The sequence below is a fragment of the Companilactobacillus sp. FL22-3 genome (assembly GCF_054881455.1).
This window is the reverse complement of sequence record NZ_JBTYYZ010000006.1, coordinates 122,421-146,339: the sequence shown is the minus strand read 5'-3', so window position 1 is coordinate 146,339 and position 23,919 is coordinate 122,421. Positions and strand designations below refer to the sequence as shown.

15 protein-coding genes are annotated in these 23,919 nt (G+C 35.0%); 3 read left to right on the top strand and 12 right to left on the bottom strand.

The window, feature by feature from the left end; all coding sequences use genetic code 11:
• Nucleotides 1-8: 8 nt before the first annotated feature.
• The 7 genes from ACYT32_RS07125 to ACYT32_RS07095 form a co-directional block, all read right to left on the bottom strand.
• On the bottom strand, nucleotides 9-2,243 hold the full coding sequence (locus ACYT32_RS07125) for an alpha-galactosidase (protein WP_395265292.1): 2,235 nt from the start codon (nucleotides 2,241-2,243) through the stop codon (nucleotides 9-11).
• A gap of 31 nt (nucleotides 2,244-2,274) precedes the next feature.
• Complete coding sequence (locus ACYT32_RS07120) at nucleotides 2,275-2,718, bottom strand: DUF3284 domain-containing protein (RefSeq protein ID WP_395265293.1); 444 nt, start codon at nucleotides 2,716-2,718, stop codon at nucleotides 2,275-2,277.
• Nucleotides 2,719-2,735: 17 nt separating this feature from the next.
• Nucleotides 2,736-4,061: a PTS sugar transporter subunit IIC gene (locus ACYT32_RS07115; RefSeq protein WP_395265294.1), complete on the bottom strand. Its 1,326-nt coding sequence runs from the start codon at nucleotides 4,059-4,061 to the stop codon at nucleotides 2,736-2,738.
• Between the two features lie 132 nt (nucleotides 4,062-4,193).
• Complete coding sequence (locus tag ACYT32_RS07110; RefSeq protein WP_395265295.1) at nucleotides 4,194-5,234, bottom strand: LacI family DNA-binding transcriptional regulator; 1,041 nt, start codon at nucleotides 5,232-5,234, stop codon at nucleotides 4,194-4,196.
• A 115-nt stretch (nucleotides 5,235-5,349) separates the two neighbouring features.
• Nucleotides 5,350-12,876: a hypothetical protein gene (locus ACYT32_RS07105; RefSeq protein WP_461793383.1), complete on the bottom strand. Its 7,527-nt coding sequence runs from the start codon at nucleotides 12,874-12,876 to the stop codon at nucleotides 5,350-5,352.
• A 78-nt stretch (nucleotides 12,877-12,954) separates the two neighbouring features.
• The gene (locus ACYT32_RS07100) at nucleotides 12,955-13,503 is read right to left on the bottom strand and encodes a hypothetical protein (RefSeq protein ID WP_395265297.1); all 549 of its coding nucleotides are present in this window, start codon (nucleotides 13,501-13,503) and stop codon (nucleotides 12,955-12,957) included.
• Between the two features lie 370 nt (nucleotides 13,504-13,873).
• On the bottom strand, nucleotides 13,874-16,198 hold the full coding sequence (locus ACYT32_RS07095; protein ID WP_395265298.1) for an ABC transporter ATP-binding protein/permease: 2,325 nt from the start codon (nucleotides 16,196-16,198) through the stop codon (nucleotides 13,874-13,876).
• A 154-nt stretch (nucleotides 16,199-16,352) separates the two neighbouring features.
• Here ACYT32_RS07095 and ACYT32_RS07090 point away from each other — a divergent pair, with 154 nt between their 5' ends.
• Entirely contained in the window at nucleotides 16,353-16,904 is a 552-nt protein-coding gene (locus ACYT32_RS07090; protein ID WP_395265299.1) for a TetR/AcrR family transcriptional regulator, read from the top strand.
• A gap of 166 nt (nucleotides 16,905-17,070) precedes the next feature.
• Here the strand turns inward: ACYT32_RS07090 and ACYT32_RS07085 are convergent, their stop codons facing one another.
• Nucleotides 17,071-17,727 (bottom strand): zinc ribbon domain-containing protein, encoded by a 657-nt coding sequence (locus ACYT32_RS07085; protein WP_395265300.1) that lies wholly within the window; start codon nucleotides 17,725-17,727, stop codon nucleotides 17,071-17,073.
• A 457-nt stretch (nucleotides 17,728-18,184) separates the two neighbouring features.
• On the opposite strand from ACYT32_RS07085, the gene celB reads away from it, so the two are divergent.
• Nucleotides 18,185-19,537 carry a PTS cellobiose transporter subunit IIC gene (celB, locus tag ACYT32_RS07080; protein WP_395265301.1) on the top strand — a complete coding sequence of 451 codons (1,353 nt, stop codon included), beginning with the start codon at nucleotides 18,185-18,187 and terminating at the stop codon, nucleotides 19,535-19,537.
• 500 nt (nucleotides 19,538-20,037) lie between these two features.
• Nucleotides 20,038-20,580: a metallophosphoesterase gene (locus ACYT32_RS07075; protein WP_395265303.1), complete on the top strand. Its 543-nt coding sequence runs from the start codon at nucleotides 20,038-20,040 to the stop codon at nucleotides 20,578-20,580.
• Between the two features lie 31 nt (nucleotides 20,581-20,611).
• On the opposite strand, the gene ACYT32_RS07070 is transcribed toward ACYT32_RS07075, so the two are convergent.
• The 4 genes from ACYT32_RS07070 to ACYT32_RS07055 all read right to left on the bottom strand — a co-directional run bounded on the left by ACYT32_RS07070 (nucleotide 20,612) and on the right by ACYT32_RS07055 (nucleotide 23,883).
• Complete coding sequence (locus ACYT32_RS07070) at nucleotides 20,612-21,241, bottom strand: FtsK/SpoIIIE domain-containing protein (protein WP_461793382.1); 630 nt, start codon at nucleotides 21,239-21,241, stop codon at nucleotides 20,612-20,614.
• A gap of 277 nt (nucleotides 21,242-21,518) precedes the next feature.
• A complete protein-coding gene (locus tag ACYT32_RS07065; RefSeq protein ID WP_395265305.1) occupies nucleotides 21,519-22,343 on the bottom strand; it encodes a metallophosphoesterase in 825 nt (274 codons plus the stop codon).
• A 29-nt stretch (nucleotides 22,344-22,372) separates the two neighbouring features.
• Nucleotides 22,373-23,143 (bottom strand): endonuclease/exonuclease/phosphatase family protein, encoded by a 771-nt coding sequence (locus tag ACYT32_RS07060; RefSeq protein WP_395265306.1) that lies wholly within the window; start codon nucleotides 23,141-23,143, stop codon nucleotides 22,373-22,375.
• Nucleotides 23,144-23,367: 224 nt separating this feature from the next.
• Complete coding sequence (locus ACYT32_RS07055) at nucleotides 23,368-23,883, bottom strand: hypothetical protein (RefSeq protein ID WP_395265307.1); 516 nt, start codon at nucleotides 23,881-23,883, stop codon at nucleotides 23,368-23,370.
• Between the last annotated feature and the right edge of the window lie 36 nt (nucleotides 23,884-23,919).

Below are 23,919 nucleotides of genomic sequence, written 5' to 3'. Positions count from 1 at the left end.
TAAACCTCTTAATTTTTCTTTGACCTCAAAAGATATGTCCAAGATTGATAATCACCTGATACTTGAGCCGTTTCACTATTTGCACCATCAAATTCATAAGGTTCCAATAAGCCTGAATATTTTAATACTGACCCACTTACTGACGTTTCATTATTAATAACATATCTTCTATTTTCATCAATAAAAGAGATTGGTAAGTACCGTTTAACAGCCGAATTAGGTTTTGTCATCTTCCGGAAAAATCCAATAAAAATACTTTCTGAATTTTTTACACCAAATGCAACTTCATTACTTTCGGGATTCAAATCCAAAACTTGGCGGAACTTACCATGCAATAATAATTGACGATTATCTTTGTAAAATTCAATTTGTTGTTTGATACATTCTTTGTCTTCATCAGTCAATTTATTCAAATCCAATTCAAATCCCAATGGTCCAAAGCTAGCTAAATCCTGTCTAAATTTTATTGATTCTGTTCTCTTAACTTGATCATTAGGGACAGCTGATAAATGGTTACTAAAAGTCGATAATGGATACGCTAAAGTCGTTCCTGTCATAATAGACAATTTTTCAACGGCATCACTGTCATCGCTGGGCCAAATTTGTGGACTATAATAAAGAATTCCTAAATCGTAACGACCGCCACCGCCAGAACAGCCTTCGATTAAAATATTAGGGAAACTTGATAAAATCATGCTGTACAAAGAATAAACACCTTTGATATACCGGTGGAAAAACTCCCCTTGAGGTCTTCCAATTTTTTTTAGATAAGTCGAATAAGCTTCTGTTATATTACGGTTCATATCCCACTTAATATAGTCCAACTTTGTTTCTGAAATTATTGATTTCATTTGTTGATAAATCGTTTTAACCACTTCAGGATTAGTAAAATCTAAAACGTATTGCCCTCGCCCTATCGATACTCGATTATAAGGATGGTGAACTACCCAATCAGGATGATTTTTATACAACTCTGTATCTGGAGATACCATTTCTGGTTCAAACCAAAGCCCAAACTTCATTCCCATTTGATGAATCTGTTTGGAAAAATGTCCTAAACCATATGGAAACTTGGCTTTATCAGTAACCCAATTTCCCAAAGAACTACGATCATCATCTCTATGTCCATACCAACCATCGTCAAGGACAAAGCATTCCATTCCTAGCTCTTTACTCTCACGTGCCAAAGATAATAATTTTTCTTCATTAAAGTCAAAGTAAGTGGCTTCCCAATTATTGAAGACAACAGGACGCAAATCATTCTTCCATTTGGTATCTATAATATGATCTTCAGTAAATCCATTAGTTTCGTTGATAAGTCCATTGAATCCACTGCCACTGTAATACAATATTGCTTCCGGAGTTTTAAAACTTTCGTTCTCACTTAATCTCCATTGGAAATATTTGGGATTAATTCCAATGGACAATCTAGTCTTGTTCCACTCATTAACTTCGACCTGATTCAAAAAGTTACCTGAATAAATTAGGTTAGATGCATAAATATCCCCACTATTTGTGGTGGCATTATCACTGACTAAAGCTGCAAACGGATTCTGCTGATGACTAGATGCACCTTTTAGTGACTCTATTGAAGTGATTCCTTGCTCAATATGGCGACGCTTAATCTGTCTTTCTTTCAACCAGGCTCCTGATAAACTTAAAAAATCATAATTTGCCGTTGGCAAACTTAGAACACCACTCATCATATTGTTGATATCAATATCTTTTTTTCCTAAATTAATTAATTTTTGGCTACGAACTATTACTCCATAATCTTTAAAAATAGTGAAAAACTCATGCAGTCTAAGCAAGTGTTCTTCGTCTTCAGATATCACATCTAATGTCTCAGAGTCAGTATCATTATTGGAATATGTCGCTGGGATGTCTAAATCACGAATCTTTGTTTTGTTAATAGAATAAGATTTATATTTAAAGTCAGCATACCATTGTTCATCGTTTTGAGAAATATCGATTGCACCTTCACGAAAATCTGAAGAACCATATACTGGATATTCTGGTTCTCGATCTGCCAGTGTAAAATTCTTTATACTTTCAGAATACTTTACTGTCCCTGCTGATTTACTTTCCTGCTGAATTAAATACTCTACGTCATCATCATTTAATTCACCCAAATTTTTCCCATAGTAAATATGTCCCAATTGATTATTCGGCATAATCCAAAATAAATAACTAATTTTACTATTATGTAAATGAAATATTTTATTTGAAATTATATCTATCATATGAAAATACTTTCCTTTCGATACTTCTTAGTTAATTCACGGCTAAATCGTCTAAATATTTCATTCTTTTTCTTACACCACGATTATAGAAAAATTTATAAAGTAAACTAATAAACATAAAATTAGTCTGATTACGTGTATTTTTGAAAGTATTTCTTTCGGAGTAAACTAAGAATTTCTTTCCTCTTTTATTCGTTTCAAATTGATAAGTTTGAACTATTTTCCCATCAGGTTGCTCTGTTTCCATTTGAAACAGTTCATTCTTCACCATATTTTTTATGCTCATTTTATTCGTCGTCGCAATTCGCTTCATTTTAGTTGTTAATTCCGCTTCAATAGTAGTGCCTGGGGTCAAATGTCTTATTTGTGGATTGGTACGTTGAAAATATTTTAATTGTTCATTTACCAATGTGTTATAAAGATCATTTTGACTGGCATTATACCCATATTTATACCTCAACGTATCAGTTCTCATAATTCCTTATCTCCTAATTAACTCTTTTGATTTTCCGCTTTTAATCCTGCTTCTTCAGTTTTTGAGACCTCTTGTTCTTCTCTCAAGAATTCATTATCCATTGACTTCAAGAAAGGTATCCAAATTAATGTCATAACGATGACATCAACGATTTGCAAGATAGCACCTGCAATGGATCCAGTACCTAACCATCCTGCTAAGAAGATCGGCGTAGTCCAAACAACTGTTGCACCAATTGGTCTTGGAACCATCCCTGATGCAATAGCAAAATATGAAATGGTAGTTGATACTAATGGAGCTAAAACCCAAGGAACTAACAGAACAGGATTTAAAACAATTGGCAGTCCATAGGTCATTGGTTCAGACACATTAAAAATGGCTGGTGCAAAAACAGTCTTCATAGTTGTTTTCATTCGTACTGATTTAGCTAAGAAAAATGCAAAAACAATGGCACAACCTAATTGCATACCTTGGTTAACAAAAACACCCATGAATGTAGTATTAATAATATTTGGTAAATGAGCTGCTCCAGCTTTATAAGCATTGTAGTTTTGAATTGCCAAAGCACCCATAATAGGATCAATAATTGAGTTAACAAGTAAAGTTCCATGAACACCAAACCACCAGAACAATTGAGTAAAGAAGACAGCTATAAGTACCGCTGGCAAAGTTCCACCCAATCCCATTAGAGGTTGTTGTAAAATTTCATAAACAAAATCAACTGCATTGCCCCAAGAAGTAAATGTAAAGGCATAGCGAATAATATTAAATAATAATAATGGAGCAGCTCCGGGAATTATGGCAACAAATGATTCAGCAATCATTGGAGGCACTGAAGCTGGCATTTTGATGGTTATATGTGCGGCACTAATAGCACAGTAAATTTTCGTAGCGATTATAGCAGTAATAATACCCACAAACATTCCTTGAGCACCTAAATCATTGATAGCAATAAATGAGCCCAATTTCTTGTCAGTACCTATGGGCAATAGCATCAAGAAACTAGATAGTGAAATGGCACCCGCAAAAATCTTTTGTTGGCCTTCATGACCAGCAAGTTGATATCCAATTCCAAAAACAATGAATAAAGCAGAAACAGACATTGTAGCATTACTAACTGGGCCAAAAAAGTTAACTAGAAAATCATTAAACCATTTTGGTAAAAATCCGCTGAAACCAAAGGTAGTTGGTAAATTTTGCAAAATAACCATGATCGATCCAAACATAGTGGCTGGAAAAGCTAACATGAATCCATCACGTAAACTTAGAAGATATTTATTAGCACCAATGAGTTCAGATATTGGCCCCATTTTCTTCTGAAATGCATTTAAAATATTTTTCATTTCATGTTTCCCTCTCTTCAATCAATCTGTAAACGTTTACAAAGATTACTATAATCGTTTAGTTAACGTTTACACAAGAGCTAATAAAAAATACTTACCATTTTTTCAAATAATAAGCATTTTCAAATTCAATTATTTTTCTTTTGAAATATTTTTCACTGAGTCTCTGACTTTCAGTTCACTGGAGCAAACGATTTGAATCGGCATTCTTCTGGGCTCAATCATCTGATTCTGCGCTACTCTTACGGCCATTCTTCCCATTTCCTCAGAATCCATTTTGACACTCGACAACGTGGGCGTTAAATATTTATTCATTTCTACGTCATCAAAGCTCACTATCGAAATATCATTGGGAATTTTAAGTCCCGCATTATTTATAGCTTTGTAAACACCCATCGCCATGGGATCACTAGCAACTACAATTGCACTAGGAATAACTGACTGTTTCAAAATTTCCTCCGTCATACTCAAAGCATCCTCTGCAGACCAATGTCCAACATTTGTACTAATATATTCATTTAATCCTTTTAACCGCATCCATTTCTCATAACTATCAGCCCTTACTTCATGGCGACTATTCATTCGAGTACCATCAACATCTACGATGCTACTTCTACCACCGACAAAGGCTATATTACGATGTCCCATGTCATACAATAAGTTTAATATTTTTTGTGTTTTTTCAATAAAATCTGTCTGAATACGATCAAATCTTTCATCACTAATATAATTGTCAACTAGGACTATATTTGAATTCTTCTCCAGAATCTTATTCATTGCTGACTCTGTCATCTCGCCAATCATTATAACTGCACCATAATTAGCCAATTTGTCCCAATCTTTTTCTTTATCACGCATTCTAAATGCATTAAAAACTTGTAATCTCCATTTAGCTGCTTCCTCTTCAATTCCACGTCTAATTGCCAAAAAATAGGGATCTTTTAATTCAGATTCCTCATCGTGTCTTAAAATCAATCCCACTGACATCCCATTATTTTTATAACGAGGCCCTTTAAGATTTTCTTCTTTAGAATAATGTAGTCGGTTAGCGATCTCAATCACTCGTTGCCGAGTATTATCATTGATACTAAAACTTTTATCATTATTTAGAATTCTTGAAACGCTTGCTGCTGAAACTCCAGCCATCTTTGCTATATCTCTAATACTTGCCATTATTTTCCTCGTTAATGTTTACTTGTGTTTACTATATATTAGTCTTCTTTATTTCGCAAAACAAATAGGACCTTCGAATTGAAATTTACAATTCGAAAGTCCTATTTAATTATCTTTAATACTTATACCATGCATACGAAGCCAAATGAACACCATCAATTTGTTTGACCCATTCATTCGTTGCAACACGATAATAAACAGTTCCATCATCAGCGTAAGCTACTTTATCAGAAAACCATGATGTCTCCTGTTCAAGAGCCCGATTTTGAACTAATTGTCCATATATCGTATAGAGACTGTAATAAGGTGCTGTTTCATCAACGTTGACGATTTGCTTGACATTCTTTGTAAAAATAACATCATGCGAATCAATCCACTCATTCGTTGCAACACGATATTGTTTTACTCCTTGACGATTAGTCCGATATTGATCGGTGATCCATGAAGTCTTTTCCATTAAAGCCCGATTCTTAATCGTATCATTTGCTCGGTTATTTAGTGAATAATATTCTTGATCTGGCTTTGTGACAACGATACCGGGATCTTTGTAGTAAGTCCAGCCATCTTCTTCATCAGTCGTTTGACCGTTAAAGACAACATCGTGAGAATCAATCCATTCGCCAGTAGCAACACGATATTGTTTTACACCCGCTTTGTTAGTCCGATATTGATCAGTAATCCATGAAGTATCTTGGGCTAGAGCACGGTTTTCAACAGTTTCGTTAGCTCGATTATTCAATGAATATGATGGTTGTGTTGTCTTGGTTGTGACAACCCCTGGATTATTGTAGTAAGTCCAATCATCATCGCCATTATTACCAGTTGAATTTTCACGGAAGTAAACATCATTCGAATCGATCCACTCGCCGGTAGCAACACGATATTGCTTTACACCTGCTTTGTTAGTCCGATACTGATCAGTAATCCATGAAGTATCTTGAGCTAGAGCACGGTTTTCAACAGTTTCATTAGCTCGATTATTCAATGAATACGATGGTCGTGTCATCTTGGTTGTGACAACTCCTGGATCTTTATAATAGGTCCATTCGTCTTCGTCGCCACTGCCATTGTTATCAGCATCGCTTCCTGAGTTATTGCCGGAATTACCACTTGAACCGCCTGAATTTGGTTTGACTGTGATAGTACGGATATAAGTTACAGACTTACCATCTTTAGCAACAACTCCATCACCAAAGTCGTAGGCATTACTATCATTATCAGACAATAGGAAAGTAACTCTTTGATAGTAAGGACCATCTTGCAAATTACCAGTTACATCACCCGTATCTGAAGTAGCATTCTTGGCAGCATCTTCAGTACTGAAAATGCCACTAAGTTCTGGAGTTCCAGAATTAATATTCTTATCAGCATCATCTTGCAAAGTTACACCAGTTGGAACTTTCAAACTTGATGAATTAGCTGACGTATTGTAACTAACGCTTGGAGTAGAAATATTTGCGTATGCTCGATTCTTTAAGGCAGAAATCTTTTTTACAAACACTACCGTATTTCCTACTACTTTTCCATAAATTGATGAAAAGTCATAATTTTTAATCGTCTCAGGAGTTACGTTGAAAATAACCTTACGGTAGTAATCATTTGGCTTTGTGATTGTATAAAGATTTGCAATGCTTGAATCAACTTTGGCACCTAAATCATCGACTGTAGGATTTGATTTAGTGGCATCTGCTAATTCATAATATTCTGCACTAAATCCGATTCCACCATTAGGAACACTTGTATCAATTAATGAGTTGTCCCCATCCTTCAAAGTGTAGCCATCAGTTAACTCCAAGTCTTTATTTATACCGACACTACTAATATCAACTTTTACAGTCTTGTTAGCAACATCAGGACCAATTTGAATACCTTTAGTACCTGACTTTGGCTTAACAGTGATTGGTTGAGCATAAGTAATTGTTGTCCCATCTGCACTTATTTTAACGTTCTCATCATCAAATGAATATTGCTTAGCATTCCCATCTTTTGGCTTGAAAGTAATCACACGATAATAAGCATTAGTATCATCAAATGTATTTACTTCATCTTTAGAATTCTTAGTTAAAGCGCCTGTCGATGAACGGTAAACCGCTTTACCAACTGTAACTTCTGCTTCAACATTACCACTATCAGTCGTTAATGTTGCATTAGCAGCGGTTGTAAGAGATGAGGCTTTATCCCCAACTGTTGCAGAAACTTCTGTTGAATTTACTTTGGCTGATGTTGTATCAACAGTGATTGCTTGAACATAGGTAATAACACCATTTTCATTTGAAATAACACTTGGATCATCAAATGTATATTCACTAGCATCAGTTGGTGTAAAGGTAATCACACGATAATAAGTCCCAGCACTTGGGAACTCATTGCCTTTAAGTTCATCACTAAGAACTTTATTACTAAAGGACTTGTAAATCTTATTGTCAGTACGTACCTTAGCTGAAACTTTATCTCCAGCTACATTCAAAGTATAGCCATCAACAGCAGGTAATGATGTTATTGACTCACCTGCAGTAGCTGAAATCGGATTATCAGCTTTAATAGTAGCCTTATTAGCGTTGATAGTAATCGTTTGAACGTAAGTAACGCTCTTACCATCAGCACTTGGTTTTGAAGTAGTAGGTTCAAAACTATTAGCCAAATTAGCCCCCTTTTTAAGAGGTACAGTCACTGTACGGTAGTAGGTTCCTGGTTTAATGTAACTATCACCATAAACGACACCATCAGTCTTATTGGCTGTCCCGGCTAAAACGGTCGCAACAGTATTATTAGTATCTGCCGTTGAATAGTAGTCCGTTCCAAATGAAATAGTTCCATTAACAATTGAGCCCTTAGTACCATCTGCATTGATTCCATCGATACCGTTCTTTTCTTTACCTTGTTCACCACTAACACTAGAACCTGAATCAACATTAATTGAGGTTGTTGTACCAGCAATATTTGGTTCCGCCGCACTTTTTTCTACTGTAATGGCTTGAGCGTAAGTAACGGTACCCTTATCCAAGTTCACCCTGGTATTAGGGTCAGTCGTCGTATATTCATCAATTGTACCGGCTGCTGGTGTAAAGGTTACAACACGGTAATAAGTAGCAGTACTATCTACGAAACTATCTAAAGTTACTTCATTTTTTCCAGCTAAAGCATCGGCAGCACTCTTATAATAATGCGTCGAATCAACCGAAACTGTAGCGTCAACTGTATTATCTCCATTGGTCAAAGTGTAACCAGTCGTACTTGTTAGTTTAGAATCATCAGTCTTAGTTCCAGCAGTGACTGAAATTGCATCCGCGTTGCCTTTAACTGAAAGCGAACCAATCGTAATAGTTTGAGCGTATGTAACTGACTTACCATCTTCACTTAGTTTCGAAGTTGTAGGATCAAAACTATTAGCCAAGTTAGACCCCTCTTTAAGAGGTACAGTCACTGTACGGTAGTAGGTTCCTGGTTTAATGTAACTATCACCAGAAATGACACCATCAGTCTTATTGGCTGTCCCGGCTAAAACGGTCGCAACAGTATTATTAGTATCTGCCGTTGAATAGTAGTCCGTTCCAAATGAAACAGTTCCATCATTGATTAAGCCTTCAGTACCATCTGAAGTTACTCCAGTAACAGTATTAGATTCACCTGTTTGTTCACCACTAACACTAGATCCAGCAGGAACACTAATTGGGGCTTTTGTACCAGCAATATTAGGTTTTGCGGAACTCTTTCCAACTGAAATTGCTTGAGCATAACTGACACTTACAGTACCATCAGTATTTGTCGTAGTAGTGTGAATATCGTCATCCAATGTATTCCCTTCTAGCGCATTAGCCTTCAACTTGAAGGTAATAACTCGATAGAAGTCTCTAGATGTAGTGAAAGTCTTTCCAACTGGACTAACACCATTCATAAAGTCAGTTGCATTCTGATAGTAGGAATCTCCATAACTGATAGAGTCTACGATTGAACCAGTAGTTCCTCCAACAGTGTATGTAATGTCACTAGTTCCATCAGTATCCACTTTGGCATCAGTTACTGATTGACCAGCAGTTGCTGAAGCACCAACAACATTGGCAACAGCTGTGTTAAGTATGACATCAACTGGTTGAAGGTAAGTAACACTATTGTCAGTCTTGCTGACTAAGACAACATCTTTTCCTTTAAACTCATCAGCTGCTGAAACACCAGAAATTAAATTAAATGTAATTCGACGATAATATATACCTGCTTTAGTAAATTTACCATTTATGACATATTTGCTTGTGTTATTTGGATCGTAACTCTCAGGATTATTACTATCGTAGTATTGAGAATTATCAGCTGTAACATCTTTACCATCATTTGTAACAACCGTATGTCCCTCTTGAGTATCAGGTTGAATATTTTTATCAAGCAAAGTATTCACAGTTGGATCTGGTTGTGGCACATCTGTGATATTAGAATCAGCTACAACTTTTTCATGAGTAATCGTTGCTGTGGCAACATTTTTATCAACATGAATATGTTGTACATACATAACCGTCGTCACACCATTTACTGTAGTAACGACTGGTTTCACATCATTAAATTCATCAGTAAAATCATATTTATCAACATCATCGGGATTTACTGTGAAAGTGACCGTTCTATAATAATCACCGGCATTATCAAAGTCGCCATTCGTATCTGCATTGGCAATTTCATTAGTACCAGCTACAGCATCTTGAGCTGTAGGATAATAATTAGTTCCAAAAGTTACGCCGCTAGAAAGATTTACAGTACCATCACTATTGGTCAAAGTATAATCAGATGTTGTATTCAACTCTGTAATGGGAACTCCAGTATAAGTATGTTTATCTGGGGCATTCCCTTTACCTTGTTGTGCAATCACGTCAACTTCTTGAAGATAAGTTACAGTAGCACCTTCTTCTTCTCCTCCTGCATTAACGTTGACATATTGATCACTAACCCCAGTTTTGGTACCTTTAGAAAAGTCATATGTTGTAGCATAATATTTCTGTTTCAACGGAATAATTACTTCTCGATAGAACGAGCCAGTTTTACTAAAGTTTCCATTTGCATCTAATACGTCAGTATCTACCGCTTTAGTGTCTTTATCATAATAAACCGTTCCAACTCCAATTTCTTTACTTTCGTCAATCACTGAAATGCCGAAAAAACTTTGTTGGATTTTGACAGTAATATCAGTGGGATCGACAGTTGATTGTGAGCCTACATTAACTTTTTGAGGAACTATATTTATTTCACTGACTGGACCAAGAGTAATACTAATTGGTTGCGCATAAGTGATTGTATCGGTAGCGCTGTCAATTTTAAAATTAGTACCCTCAACATCACCGTCTGCACCTTTAAAAGTATAGTTCGAACCTGCTCCACTATTTAAAGTAAATGTGATGGTTCTATACATAGTACCATTTGGACCAGTGACTCTTGGCACTCTATCGGTGATAATTCTACTTGACGTATCCGAACTATTATTAATTGCATCGGCTGGATCATCATAATAAGTTGTTCCAGCCACTCCAGTACCAATAGAATTACTACTACTATCTGTGATCGTAGTAGTATCCTGTTTAATTCCAGCTAGAGCACTTCCTGAAACCACACTTTCACTAGGTACATTTATGGTTGCAATTTCCTTATTGACACTGATTTTTTGAATATATTGCACTTTATCATTATCAGCATCAACAAAACTGGCACCAGGATAGCTATATAAGTAGCCATCTCCTGATTTTACTTTAATAGTAATAACACGATAATATGGAGATAGAAAATTTGTTAAATTAGCAACTGTTAAAGCATTAGTTCCAGCTTTAGCTTCAGCTTCTGTAGCATAATATTTTCCATCCAAAGAAGCATTGTCTTCAATAGAACCTGTATTTCCATCATCATCGGCTAATGTATAATCTGAAGTTTCCGTCAATGTACTTGAATTTGTGGCCGTATTATACGTAACATCTAAATCATGTTTACCAAAGGTTGCAGTTTTTGTTGATGGGTCAACAATTACATCTTGCATATAACTTATTGATTCATCTTTATCACTATGTGTAAATGAACCATTAAAATGAAATTGATTATAAGCTGCATCTGTTAAATAAAATGTAACTAAACGATGATACGTCGTAGCGGCATTTAATCTACCTTTTGCAGAAATATTTTTCGTTACATTATTTAATGTTGAATCATCGTAATAAGTATTTCCAAAGGAAATTCCGGATTTGTTATCACCCTCAGTTTTATTTAGAAGCGAATTATCTCTACCTGGCAACTCAACAGTACTTGGATCATGTAATTCGTTAGCTGTAACCGAAGTTCCGATCATAGTATGGACATCATTTATCGTTGGTATGACTTCATGAGGATTAATTGTTATTGTTTGAACATACATAACGGTACTATTTTTTTCAATTTCTTTAACGTCAGGATCAAGACCAGTGAAGGCATTGTTTGAAATTGCTCCTTGTATTAAATAAAAAGTGATTGTTCTCAAATATGTTCCCGCTTTAGTAAATTTACCATCCGTAACAACACCACTTGTTGGGGAACCGGCAGTACCATTTAAAACAGTACTTTTACTTACGTTATCCGAGTTAACGTCATAATAATCAGTCCCAAAACTGACACCTTTGTAATCACCCTCGTCTTGATTGAGTAGTGATCCATCTTTACCAGTTACATCATTACCGGTTGTAGCACTTTCTACTGACGTTAATTCACCAGCATTAGCCGTAGCATCAGCTACTGTTAATTTAGCAGAGTCTTTTATGTCCACTTCTTGAACATAAGTTAATTGCTTGCCCGTGGCATTAATTGCTCCACCATTATTAGTTATAGAGCTTACGTCACCATCACTTAGGGTGAATGTGATTTTACGCCAATACGTTCCAGCCTTAGTAAATTTGCCATCACTGCCGACTAACCCAGTGGCTATATTATTATTATTTACAGTTTTATCGGTGTAATAAGTATCATCAATGTTTACGTCGCTTGTTGGAACAGTTTGTCCGTTATCATCGATTAATTTGTCACCAGTTGTATCCTTTAAGGAACTAGCCAATTCACCAACAGAAGAATTTGGAGTTTCTAATTCTGGCTTGACAATATCCATAACATTAATTGGACGAAGTACTGTTATTGTTCCAGTATTTTTGTTATATGCATAATCCGTTCCATCTGTTGCTGCCGTACTACCACCATTAATAAAGACACTATAAGGAGAAACCTTTTGATTGGTTGAATCATCTTTTGTTCCAGCTAACATGGCCTCTATTGCCTTATCAGTATCGTTAGCTAATTTGTATGTAATTGTTTGATAATATTTTCCTGTTTTTAGAATTTTACCATCAGAATCTAGTGTACCTGAGCTTACATTTCCACTAGTAGTAGAAGTTGGATCAAATGTTGCCGTTTTGGCATATGCAAGTGCCGCTGTACGTCCAGCAGAATCACCTGTAAACAAGCTTTGACCATAAATAGGCGTTCTTGCTCCGTCTTTATTAGTGTCAGCATATCTATCTGTAACATTGAAAGTATTCTTGTTATCAGTCGATGATATATCAGATAATTTAGTCCCCACTGTTGCGTTTGGAGTCGTTGTATCTTCCGTAACATCAAATTTACTCATACTGACAACAACAGTTTTATGTATCATATCATCTGTTACACCAGGAGTATCCAATGATGGTGGGTTGTATGTTCCCACCCCATCATTTGTACTGGTAGACTTAACTCAATTAATATCTACAGTAATAGGAAAAGCAATTTTATTATTTTTAAACTCATCTACAACGGTACGATAATCATCAATACTGTGTAAAACGATAGGTTGACCATTACCATCAGTTAGTGTCAGTGACCCTAAAACATCACGATAATAATAATTATCCCCATTTTGAAGTGGATCACTATCTTGTTTATCCGGCAAACTACTCTTTAAATAATCAACAGCTGGATCACTTTGCAAATCTCTCATATGTGCAGGATTTTTGGGATCAAAATACGAGTACAATATACCCCACTCATTGTAATAATCAATTTTTTGGTTTAATGCCGCAACAAAAACGTCATCATTAGATACATACTGATCTTCAAATTGATTCATAAAATCAGAAAGAAATTTCGTTATTGGTAAATCGGCTGGTGGATTATAATCGATACCATCAGCACTTACTGTTATATTTGAATCTGGGATTACCATAGGAACCACTACTGGAGCACCCGCAGCTAGTAATGCAACTGCCACAGCGCTACCTATATATTTAACATTCTTTTTTTTCATCTTAAAGTCCCCCCGATTTACGATGAATTATGCATGAGTAATGTATAATTCAAATACTTGCACTTTAAAAATATCTGTTTATCAATTACTTAATAATGTTATATCCAAATAATTAATTACTTGTGTACACGCTTTATTATATTACTAATTTAAAAAAAGCTTGCCAAAAGTTAAAAGTTTTCTTCCTATAAAATAAAAATTTTATCTCAAAATTACTAAATCCTAAATTTAATCCTCAATAAAATAGTTGAAACAAAAAAATCCTTTCATGGCATCGGATGAAATTATCATATTTCATCTGACAACCACAAAAGGATTATCGTTACTCCTAAATCAGATTTCTCTTACCTAAGATGATATAAAAAAATACTTATTCTGAACGCAAGGCAGTGGCAGCATCTTTCTTAGCGGCCATTTTTGCGGGGATATGTCCACCGAGAACTGTTAGAACGGTACTGATTACGATCAAAATCAAGGCATGGACTGGATTCAATTGGGCCACATTCTTCAAGTCGGTCATATTTTGTAAAATAATATTGATTGGGAATGTAGCTAACCAAGCGATGATTACGCCAAGCAATCCTGAAGAAACACCCAAGATCGTTGTTTCCGCATCAAAGACTCGGGTTATATCTTTCTTTCTAGCTCCCAATGCCTTAAGAATACCGATTTCTTTAGTCCTTTCAAGAACTGAAGTGTAAGTGATGATGGCAATCATAATCATACTTGTCACTAGTGAGATTCCGGCAAAAGCAATCAAGACGTAAGTAATTGCATCCATCAAACCACCGGTTAAGTCTGAAACTTGTCCCGCTAAATCAGTATAAATGACTTTATCAGAAGCTTTTTTACCCTTGTTATATTTATCTAAATAACTGAGGACTTTATCTTTATTCTTAAAGGTACTTGGATAAATCATAATACTTGATGGAGTAGCTGAACCACCGAGATAACTGACCAATGATTCTTTGGTTGTACTGTCAACGCTAGAACCAGTCAAAACGTTGGTATCACTAGCTTTTTGAGCTTTAACAATCTCTGAATTTTTATTAGTCTCAATTATCTCTTGAGTTAACTTGTCACTATAAGCTATTCCTGAGGCTAAAATATTCTCAGAAGACTTAGATCTGACTTTCATAATCCCAGCAATCTTGACGGTCTTATTGTTACTATTATCATAAATTTGAGTTAGGTCAGGATTAGGGGTATATAAATTATCGGAAACTTCCGTATAGTAATCGTTATTAGCGACGATTTTGAATTCTTTCCCAACAATTTTATTGAAATCTAACTTTTGGCCACTTTTGACATTCAAGCCGATATTTTTCAAAGCATTGATATTAGTCGAATTATCACGGTCAACAATTAAAATGACATCATTTTCATTCTTGGGAGTAGTTCCGGCGATAACTTTGTAATGCTTCTTCAAGAAGTTCAGACCATTGTTATCAGATGAAGGATAAACGGAACCACCAATACCGGTTGTAGATGCCATGGCAGCAGTCATTCCGCTCATTGTGCTTGAAGAACCATTAGTGTTGGAAAATTGAACTGTCTTGACTTTGCCATCAGTTTTACTCAACAAGTTCATCCCTGTTGAATAGTTATAAGTGATATCCTTACTCAATTCAGGGCTCAAATTCTTAACATAATTTAGGTAACTCTTATTCAACTTATTAGTATGAGTCATCTTTTCTTGTTGGCTCAATTTAGCGGTAACTTTTTTCGAATTCGAATTCTTCACCGATTTACTTGGTGCAGTCTGTTTCGAAGCGGTCTGTGATATCGTGACTGGGAATTGAGCTAACGTATTGCTTTGTGTTTTATCAATTTGTTTCTGGAAGCCTGAAGACAAGGCTAACACGATTGCAATACTGATAATCCCAATACTGGAAGCAAAAGCTGTCAGTGCGGTTCGAGCTTTCTTAGTCTTCAAGTTGGTAAATGATAATTTCAAAGCTGTCCAGAAAGTCATTTTGGTCTTTTTCAACTCAAAATTATCTTTCGACACATCTTCTACATAAGGATTAGAGTCATCCTGAATCTTACCATCAGCAAAATTAATAATTCTGTCAGCGTATTGTTTTGCCAAAGTTGGATTGTGAGTGACCATAATTACCAACCGTTCGGCCGACAATTCTTTGATCAGTTGCATGATTTCCTGACTAGTTTCTGTATCCAGCGCTCCTGTTGGTTCATCACAAAGTAAAATCTCTGGGTCATTGGCAATCGCCCGCGCAATTGCCACTCGTTGTAATTGCCCACCTGACAATTGATTAGGACGCTTGTTGATATGCGGACCTAATCCCACTCGTTCCAAAGCTTCAGTAGCTTTACGACGTTTTTCTTCATTGCCGACCCCACTTAAGGTCATTCCCATTTCCACATTATCGAGAATACTCAAGTGACTGATAATATTGTAACTTTGGAAGATAAAGCCAACCGAATTGTTACGATAAGCATCCCAATCAGCCTCAGTAAAATCTTTAGTCGACTTGCCTTTGATGACTAGATCACCTGAATCATAAATATCCAAGCCACCGATCCCGTTAAGCATCGTCGTTTTACCTGAACCACTCGGTCCTAAAATTGCAACAAACTCTTGCTTACGAAAAGCTATCGAAACATCGTCTAAAGCCTTTGTTACTGAATCACCAACATGGTAATACTTCTTAATATGTTTTAACTCCAGCATAATTATTCTCTCCCGTATCTATTTTTGCTTAGTTATGATAATTTATTTGTTAAACAAGTATTAATACAACACTATGTCTTCATATAATAGAAAAATACTTTAAGATATTCAATCATCAATTCAAGACAAAGTGTTGCACTTATGAGGAGAAACTATGGTTGGAATAAAGAATAACAAGCGGGCCCAACACACTAAAAGCCTGATCAAAAAGACAGTTTTGTCACTTTTAGAAGAGAAAAAAATCGATGCCATCACGGTCACCGAAGTCTGTCAAAAAGCTGCCGTCAATCGAACAACCTTTTACCGTTATTACACCGACGTATACATGTGTGTAGATTCAATTGAAACAGAATTTTTAAAAAGTATCGATCTCCCGCAAGATATCACGCCCCTTGAAGCTATGAAACGAATATTAGAGGGATTTTATCAACATCCACAAATAAGTAACTTAGCCTTTGTCGAAGGTAATACTAAATTATTGGGAAAAATGCACTCCACCACTCATCAGCCATTCGATCGTCCCCCATTCAGTACCTATCAGGAGACTTACATCATGTTAGGAATACAAGGAATTTTGAAACGTTGGGTCAAAGAAGGCATGCAGGAAACTCCAGAAGAATTAAGCCAAATAATTACCCGAGTCGTTTTTGCGGACGATTTACAAGACGAAAAAGCTAATTTTCTTAAAGGTAGCATTACCCCATAATTTGAAAGTAAACAAATCTATCGTTTACCTTTTATATACAAGGAATATTTTCCTGAGATTTTTTACTTCACCAGATTTGGTTTCCGATGACCCTGGTGATTATGATGAATTGAATGACAAAAGAGCAACTCCTTTTTTACCCGGAGTTGCTCTTTTGTTATTTATTTTAATTGATTTGTGCGCCACACTTATTACAAAATACTGAGCCAGGTTTTAACTGTGCTCCACATTTTGAACAGAAGACAAAGTCTGCCGTATCGGTTGCTACATTTGTATCGGCATTATTATTGATAGCATTAACAACACTGTTAGTATTGTTAACTGCTTGCTGGCGAGTTAATTCTGATTGCTTACGCACATTTCGATCATCTTGGAATTGTGCCAATTTTTGAGTCAATTGATTTTCTAGGCCATCAACCCGGCTGGCTTCAAAGAAGGGAAACTCAATAACTTTTTGAATTCCTGAACGCTCATAAGTAAAGGAAGTTTTAATCCCTCCGCCTAATACAGCTGCTCCAATTAAGAGCATCAATAAAGCTCCAAAAGTTACGCTACCAAGCATGGCTAACCCAGCCATAATCAGAACAAGTCCTAAAATAATTGATCCTAGTTTGTATGACTTGGAAGTGTAGACATTGGTTATCCCTGAGAGTGGTGATGAATCCTTGGTTTTACCAGCGGGTAAGAGACCAAATAAAACTGTATTGGGCATATTTACACGTAGGAAAGAATCATCCATTGTGATACTCCCCTTGACCCAAAAGGCCACTAAACTAACTGAAAATAAATCACTATCGTTTTGCGAATCAACAGATTGAACCATAATATCCTCCTAAAAATATATATTTTCACGGATAGTATATGGAAACCTATTTTTTCTAGCAATAAGATTTGTTTATAATAATATTTCCTTCAAAATTTAAATAATATTGATATAAATAACGTTATTTAATTGCGTTGATTTTTATTTTATTGCCTTTTTTCATAAATAGTTATATAGCTACTTAAACAAATTAGTTAATAATTTATGTAGATAACTATTCTCGGTTATCTTGTATACAAAGAGGTGCTGGGGTGGTCACCTAGCACTTTTTTGTATCTAAAAAAGTTTCATTTTACAGGTATACCAATTTCATTTCAAAAGAGATTCGAACGAGTCTTGACATCTTGATACAATTGGAGTATGTGGATTATTTTATCATTTTTCTTTCAAAAACCAGTTTACTTTTGGCAGCGCTTGCACTAGTATAATAGTCGTAACTTTTTGAGGAGGGATTTTTATGTCAAGTGAGGATACAGGTTCTTTTAAGGATCGAATGATTAACCTTGCTGGTAAGTTTGCGGCTACTAGATTTGTTAGAGCCATCATGGACGCCGGTTATAGTGTTATTCCATTCACAATTATTGGATCAATTTTTCTTATTTTGAACGTTTTACCCCAGGCCTTTCCAATTCCTGGGTTCGCAGCAGTATATGCTAGCAGTTTGGGTCGTTTTTCTAATCTATTCCAAACTGGTTATAATGCCACAATGGGTATTTTGGCTTTGATCTTCGCAGGTCAATTCACTTTTTCTTATACTAAGATTTATGCAAAGGAAGAAAATCTGAATCTTGTTCCACTAAATGCTCTATTTATGTTTTTAATGGCATTCTTCATTACCGTTCCACAATTAATTTGGAAGAACGGTGTTATTCAATTTCAACAATCTCTAAAACCAGACAACATTATCGGTGGTGGTTACGCCGTATCTACTGGTGGTATTACCAGAATTGCTGCCGTAGGTATTTTTACCGGTTTAGTTGTTGGTTGGATTACAGTTCAAATTTATCGTTTTACTGTTAAACACAACTGGCAAATCAAGATGCCAGCATCAGTTCCAGCTGGTGTTTCTAACTCATTCAGTTCATTGATTCCTGGTGCCTGTGTTGCTTTTGTTGTTATGGTACTTAACTTGATCTTTGTTCTTTTAGGAACTGATATATTCAAGGTATTATACATTCCATTTTCATTTATCAGTAATATTACAAATACATGGTGGGGCTTCTTGATTATCATCTTCCTTATCCACTTCCTATGGTGGTTCGGTATTCACGGTGCTACAATCATGAGCTCATTCTATACACCAATTATTTTAGCTAATATGATTGCTAATACTAAAGGTGCCAGCAACTTCTTCGCCGGTGATCCATTGAACGCCTTCGTTATCATTGGTGGTTCCGGTGCTACTTTAGGTGTTGCCATTTGGTTAGCATTCTTCTCTAGATCAGCCCAATTAAAGGAAATTGGTAAGGTTGAACTTGTTCCAGCTATCTTCAATATCAACGAACCTTTATTATTCGGTTTACCTATCGTTTATAATGTCGACCTATTTATTCCATTCTTAGGTGCTCCAATTGCTTCAGGACTTGTTAGTTACTTTGCTATCACATCCAAATTGGTTCCTAAGATTATTACTCAACAACCATGGCCTACACCAGTTGGTTTGAGTGGATTTATTGGTACTGCTAGTTGGAAAGGTGCTGTCCTTTCTATCGTCTGTGCCTTGGTATCATTCGTCGTTTGGTTCCCATTTATCAAGCGTTACGACAACAAGTTGCTAAAACAAGAAAAAGCTGCAGAAGCTGCTGCTTAAGGTTCAGTTTTATGCAAGAAAGTCTTTCAATGAATTTACTTCATCTGAAAGGCTTTTTTATATTCTAATTATCAACTAAGTTCTCTGAGTACCTCTTAATATCAACCTATTTAAATTCACTATTCGCATTCAACTTATAAGAATGTAAAGAAAAAGAACCATACCAATTAAGGTATGATTCTTAGAAATAGGTCTCACCAACACGATTTGACTTAGACCCTTTTATTTAAGATAAAAAGAGCATCTCCGACAATAGTCAGAGATGCTCTATATTTTTCTACGGAATATTATTCCCACTCAATGGTTGTCTTAATTAATTTGAATTGAAATACTATTTTTACAGCATTCTCATTTCCTAACAATCGTTATATTTAATATGAATTTAAATGGATTGTTTGCAATTTGTTTGTACTAAAAATTATACTTTTAATCATTGAACATTACAACTTTCTATAAAGATAATGTAATATATCATCAATGACTAAAAAGGGAGAACACAAATGAAATATTTTATAGCAGATACACATTTCTTCCATGAACCAATAATTGCTTTCTGTAATCGACCATTTCATAATGTTGAAGAAATGAATCAAAAGTTAATAGAAAAATGGAATAAGACTGTAAAATCTCCAAACGATGAAGTATATATTTTAGGAGATTTTGTTTATATGGGTACTGGGGAACAGGCAAATACAATTTTAAAACAACTACGAGGCAAAAAATATCTAATTAAAGGAAATCATGAACAATACTTAAATGATCAAAATTTTGACCATTCTTTATTTGAATGGGTTAAAGATTATTATTCTTTTGAATATAATAATAGAAAATTTGTTCTTTTTCACTATCCTATATTGGAATGGGACGGTTACTACAACCACGCAATTCATTTATATGGTCATGTTCACAATATAAATGCTGCTTATTTTACTAGAACGCTGGGTGAAAATGCAGTGAATGTTGGTGTCGATATAACGAATTATAGGCCAATTAGTATAGAAGAAATAGTGAACATTGTGAATTTACGAGAAATGTCCCTGTAATTCACAGTAGAAATAAACAGAACTTCTTTCATTAAAACATCAACCAGACTGGTTTAAAACCATGATTGGTAAAATTAGATCCATATTTAAAATTCTCTGGTTCATTCATGAAATCATATCGTTTTTGCATTTCTTCTACGGCAAGACGTGTAACTTTAGTAATATGCGGTAATGTTACGGCAACATTTTGCTCATTCAAAACCTTTTTTAAAGCTGATAAATCTGAATGTTTGGGATCGACAATATAGAGTTCTGTTTGTCGTTTCAATAACTCAAGAACAAACCAACTAATAAATACAGATTTTCCTGAACCTGTACCACCTGAAATAAGAATATGAGGTGTTTTAATCATGTTATAGGTCTGTCCATATCCCAAATTAATTTCCAAGCTTTCAACCTGCTGATTTTCATCTGAACCATACTTTATACGTTCAAAAGACTCTTTCTGAAAATAGTAATCAACTGTCGTCTCACTGATTACTTTATTCTTTAAAGGATAACCAAATAGACTGCATAATCCCTTTTCCAAATTTTCAATCTTCGCGATTTTAGGAGAAATTCCTTTTAAAGCCCTAACATGTAATACTCTACCGTCTTCTTCATACAGATATGAGAACACCGTATCTTCTAAATCATTCTTCAATGTAAAACGAAGAAGCAAATATTCAATCTCAAACTCATATCTAAAAAAGTGCCTCCATTTTGAAAAAAACGAATTTCATAGAAAAAGAATAAAGCTGTTGTTATTATATCCACTATTCTGAATAACAAATCATCTGTAAACCAACAAAGAATGAACCAGAATACAATTATCGCTACTAAAATTATTTGACAAATGAGTAAATCGTGTTTGTAATTAAGGAATTCGTTTGGATTATTTAAACAGATTCTTATTGGTACCTTTTTTACTTTCTGCCTTGCTTCTTTCATCAACTGAATCAAATCCCGTCTCCTCCATGAACGTTTGGTCCATCGACATAATATTCTGATAAATCATCAAGACACAGAGCCGCCAAGCGTCCACCATAAACACAGCCGGAGTCAATAGCAATATGATGATGTGTTCGAAAAATCAAATCGTCACTACCATCATTATTTGACTGGCCTACTAATTTTCTAATAATTCGAGTAGGGGTATGACCTGTAACAAGAAATCGATCTGGAAAATATTCAACTTGATAATTTGGATGCTCAAAGATTAGATCGTAAAATTCATAGTCAATCATCGGCTTATTCCGCTGGAAATTTTCAATACCAGCGTGGACAAGGACAAACTTTCGCTCATTTACAGTCAATTCTTTGTAAAAATAAAACTCTGACAGAAACTCAATAATTTGTTGACGCTGATTGCCATTTAGCATTCTAAATTCATTGACGGTGCTCTCCCCACCTTCTTTAACCCATTCAAAAAAGATCTCCACTGAATCTCTATCTATTTTTTTAGTAGAATCAGCCGAAAAGGTTGAAGTGAGCCACCTCAAATTTTTATACGCGAAGTAATCGTGATTCCCAAGAATCGGATAAATATTGGGGCTTGGCATAACGAAACGAAGCAACTTACAACTATGAGGCCCACGATCCACGAGATCACCCAACAATATGAGACGATCTTTATCAGAAAATTTTATTTTTTCTAGAAGCTGAATGAACTGATCGTAACAACCATGAACATCGGATATAACATATGTCCTTCCTAATCCACTCGGCTTTTCCATAGAATATTCACCAGATTTTTCTAACTTGTTTCCTTGTATTTGAATCAATTTCTCTCCCTCACTTTTAACCAAATGTTTTACAGTTCTATCTCTGTTAATAATTGTGCATGGTCCGGATAGCCAACTCTGTGTTTATACAATGGGTCTTGCTCAAAATCCCACTTATAAATAGAATTTTTGACGGATAGATCTCTAAAAAAGATATGATCTAAGTTAAAACCATTTCCCCAAGAATAACCATTTTTGGGTGTACCAACCTTAAAATCGGCACACTTCATTAATGAAGTCAACATTCCATAATTAAAATACTCACGTGGCTTTCCTGTATATTTTTCCTTAACTTCATTCATTTTCTTATCAAACCAACCGTTGTTAAAATCCCCGACAATTGCCGTGCGACCTGAAATATTGTGGATATCAAGTTGATTTAATAGCCCTGTTACTTGTCGTGCTCTGTCTTTAAAATCATCAGTCAAATTACTTCCGCCAATTCTAATTCTTGTTCCTACTACGTTTAAATGTTTACCATTACTTATCAAACGTACGCCCAAAAAATTTGGATTAATATCATTAACATTCTCTTTTAAATTGAAAACTTCTTTGACTTTGATATTGCTCTGTTTATTTATTGCAATAAGAATTCCATTCTTTGTTTTTAAATCTTCATCTGTGTAGACAGCATATCCGTTTTTTTCTAATTTATTATTCAAAATATCAGATTGTACATACTCGGTTAAAACAACCAAGTCTGGACTACCACTCCCTTGTATATTTCTTACTACAAAACTAGCCGCATCCTCTGATATTGTGTTAGATCTCAAATTGATATTCCAGCAAACTGCTCGCATATTTACTTCCTCCTGTATTTAAATAATATTTAGATATTTTTTTCATATTCTTAACTAATATATTAGAAAGATTCGATATTCTCTTATTATCATCCACCTATCCTCCTTTTGTCCTCCACAAGTAAGTTAACACGTCAAAATGAAACCGTCAACTCTTCGGAGAATTTTTTTCTCCTTTTTTTCTCAATAAATTAAAACAAAAAAAATAGGCCTTATAGGCCTATCTAAATGTGAAAGTGATTATGATTTAAATTGAATTCTACTTCAGTTAAAGCTTCATTCAAAATACTTTTTTCTGCAGTTGAAGTAGCAACCGCAAGGTATTTTTCTTTAATCTGACTAATCATCTCAGAATATGTAAAAACTTTATCATCATTTTTTTGAAAATTGAATAAAGCTAATTTTACCGCATACTTAATTGCTACACCGATGGTAACTGATCGAGTTCCTAAGTAATTTGGTAAATATGCCTTTAGTTTTTTTAAGTAATTATCTACATCTGGTGAAATATCAAATTTAGGTCTTGTAGCACTTGGTGTGATAGATCTTTTAGATAATTCAATTTCAATATTTTCCCACTTAGTGTCTTCCCACGAAGATTTATTATCATTAACGGCTTTCATTAATACATCACTTTTTGTGAACCGAATTTGTTGATCTGCTTCATATCTTGCTTTTAGCTCTTCAATAATTTCGGCCGTCTCAACTGATATTCTTACTTGAAGTTCTATTTGTCTCATCCTCCATTATAATATTTTTTACTTTAAGCTTTTTAA